At 57.7% G+C, this 2,741-nt stretch carries 2 protein-coding genes and 2 pseudogenes; 1 reads left to right on the top strand and 3 read right to left on the bottom strand.

Annotation, left to right across the window (positions count from 1 at the left end; all coding sequences use genetic code 11):
• Positions 1 to 274 precede the first annotated feature (274 nt).
• A pseudogene (locus CO667_RS34410) lies at positions 275 to 947 on the bottom strand (leucine zipper domain-containing protein); the annotation flags it as partial.
• Position 948: 1 nt separating this feature from the next.
• Between CO667_RS34410 and CO667_RS34405 the strand changes: the two are divergent.
• Positions 949 to 1,287, top strand: a pseudogene (locus CO667_RS34405) (AIR synthase-related protein); the annotation flags it as partial.
• Between the two features lie 777 nt (positions 1,288 to 2,064).
• Here CO667_RS34405 and CO667_RS34400 read toward each other — a convergent pair.
• Together CO667_RS34400 and CO667_RS34395 are read right to left on the bottom strand one after the other, a co-directional pair.
• Positions 2,065 to 2,370, bottom strand: coding sequence for an autotransporter (locus tag CO667_RS34400; RefSeq protein WP_096772359.1), 306 nt, complete (start codon positions 2,368 to 2,370; stop codon positions 2,065 to 2,067).
• 77 nt (positions 2,371 to 2,447) lie between these two features.
• The coding region (locus tag CO667_RS34395) for an MFS transporter (protein WP_179874273.1) at positions 2,448 to 2,741 on the bottom strand (294 nt) is incomplete at its 5' end.

Raw genomic sequence — 2,741 nt, 5'->3', positions numbered from 1 at the left:
GGGGGCGACATCGAATGTGCACGTCGCCAGTCTTCCTTCAAAACGTTGACGTTTGGCCAGCATCCCAAGAGGCGACGACTGTCGCATCTCTCTTATGTCGTATGCAAGCTCTTTGTCATGCTTTTTCCTTCCGGCTTTGACGACGGAAGCAAAGCGTGAAACTATTGAGCAAACGAGGGAGACAGGGCATTTTGACGACGGCTGACATACTCTTATGCGCGAGCTGGGTCCCGCATTTCCGTATGTTCGTCTGGGGCTGTCTCTATCTAATGTCGCAGGGACCGTTATCGGTCATGACGCGCTCGACGGTAATGCCGAGGTTATTATAGTAGGTCAGTGCCGCCTTGAGAAAGGCGACCGCGCTGTCCTTCTTTTCGTCTGGCAATATCTGCGAGAAGGCAATGCGCGAGGCGTCATCAATGGCGACGTGAACGTACTCCCAGCCGGCGCCCCAGCCTTTGCCCCTGCGCGAACTTTGGCGGGTTCGATCACCCGTGATGCGGTGGCTAACCTGGCTGAAGCGGCCAAGTTTCTTGATGTTGATATGGATCATTTCGCCAGGCCGCTCGCGCTCATAGCGTCACACCGGTTCGGCCGGCTCGATATCCTTCAGCCGGGAAAGACCGGCGCGCTTGAGAACCCGGCTCACCGTTGCCGCCGACACGCCCGTCTGCTTGGCGATGTGCTTGCCCGTCAGCCGCTGTCGGCGCAACACTGCAATCTCGCCGGCAATGTTGGCCGCGGTGCGTCTCGGACTTGTCCTCGGCCGCGACGACCGGTCCGCCATGCCGGCGGCGCCATCCGCCAGAAATCGCGCCTTCCAACGAGCGACCACCTTCGACGGCACTCCGCGCAGCCTCGGCTTTGGGACAAGCGCCCTCAATAACGGCGCGCGCCATCTCCTCTCGACGCCGCGGTGTCAAACGGGCATTCTTGTAAATGTTCATTCGGTCCTCCTGCGTTTTCATCTCGACGGCGGGTGTCGGCATGGCTCCCGACGGGCTCGATTTTCGTCCCGATGCGGCCCGGCTGGGCGATGCTGTGATCATCCCAGACTCCATCTGTGACCACGGTGTCGCCGTGATGTCGAAGCGCGAGAACCTGGAATTCGATAGAGATATCGTCTCCGCAGCGCAACGCTGCACCAGCTCGTAGCCGTGATGGTCGCGGCGGCGGGAGGCATATCCGGTTGATGCGGATCCAACGCGCGGCGGCATCGCCGCTACCCTGAACGAAATCGCCAGCCAGTCGAAAGCCGGCTTTCGCATCGAGGAGGATGCGATCCCCTTTTCGTCAGGCCGAAGGTATCGGATACCACGACATTTTCATGATGCGTCGATGGTACAATATGGAATTCACATATAACCTTCCGGAAGCTGAACGTATCTGCGGGAAGATGATTGACGCATCATCAAATAATCCGCGAGCCCTTAGTGAGTTCTGGAGCAAGCGCGGACAATGCCATTTCGCGAGGGCAACTTCTCTGGCAACGTCAAGTCGCGAAAAGCCTTTTATCTCTTCGGGACTCTATCGTTAATCCTTTCGAAGGATGGTGGATTGCGGCGACAGCTCGAATCGATGCTTGGGAGGGCAGTTGTTGGGCAGAACGTCCTTTGCACCGCCTCGTTTCGTGGATGGGGCAGGATGTTGAGCATATATTTTTGCTGATTGAGGAGTTAGCGTAGAAGCGTCACGATATCACTCCTGGCGCAGCCCAATTACTTATCCGCTATATTAGGCAGGTACCCGCACCGGGAAATGTAAGGAAGAAAATTAAGGGGCTCAGCTCAAGGGTAAGCCAGAGTCTTGTCAAGACGCTACGAGACCTCGAGCGTTACCCAGGCTTTGCAAGTGTTTATGACGAACCGTAGAGATTCAGTCCTTGCTTTAGAAGCAAGTCAGCCCGCGGGGTGCGCGTGCCAATGGGGGCGCCACTATGACACGCGCACAACCCACAGACCTGTCCGCGGCAAAGGAGACGTCCGCTTGTTTAGAAGCGGAATGTTAGTGAGCCGTCCAACCCTATTGCCTTATTTGCACCCATAGGCCGAGATGAAATCTAAGTCACCGTGACAGCCGCCTGTGCGATGCCTTCGGCCGGCTTACTGCGACGAATGCGTCTTCACGGGAACGTGCGTCGCGGGGGAACCCGTGGACCACGCGAGCGAGTGAGGTCGCCTCATCGCGGCCATAAAGCTTGTCGTTGTCCCCACCAAGGAGGGCCGCATCCAGGTTGCGAGGCTTAAAGCGACCCATGTCGCCGTAGAAGTAGTCGTTGCCCTCGTCGCCAAAGACGTGATCATTGCCCATGCTACCGAATACGCGGTCATTATCCTCGCCGACCGAGATGGAGTCTTTTCCGGAGACCACCGTCGATCCTGAGATCTCAACAAGAGTTCTGCCTTGTGCGAGCCTTGTTCCGAATGAACCACTTGAGACGCAATTGCTCATTTCTGCGATACGTAGGGATCTGGCGGGGAATTGCGCGCAACTGGCGGGCGCTCCACCAAAATGGTCGTCCGTGGCAGGTTGCATGCTGCGCTCAACCCCTTCAGCTCATCGTCCAAGCGCTTGTCCGCTGCCGTGAGGCGGTGATTAAGGCGATGAAAATCAACCCGAGTCGGCGTCCGGAAGGTCTCGAGCCATCGCGAAGGCTGCTGAACGTCGCGCGTGAGGGTCCAATGGCGTGCGCCGGCTCGGCTTTGAACATGCCGCCGTCTGCGCATGATCTCAAGAAAGAC

It is taken from the genome of Rhizobium sp. L43 (assembly GCF_002531725.1).
Lineage (GTDB): Bacteria > Pseudomonadota > Alphaproteobacteria > Rhizobiales > Rhizobiaceae > Rhizobium.
Note: the sequence above shows the minus strand (reverse complement) of the source record. Positions and strands in the feature narration are given on the sequence as shown.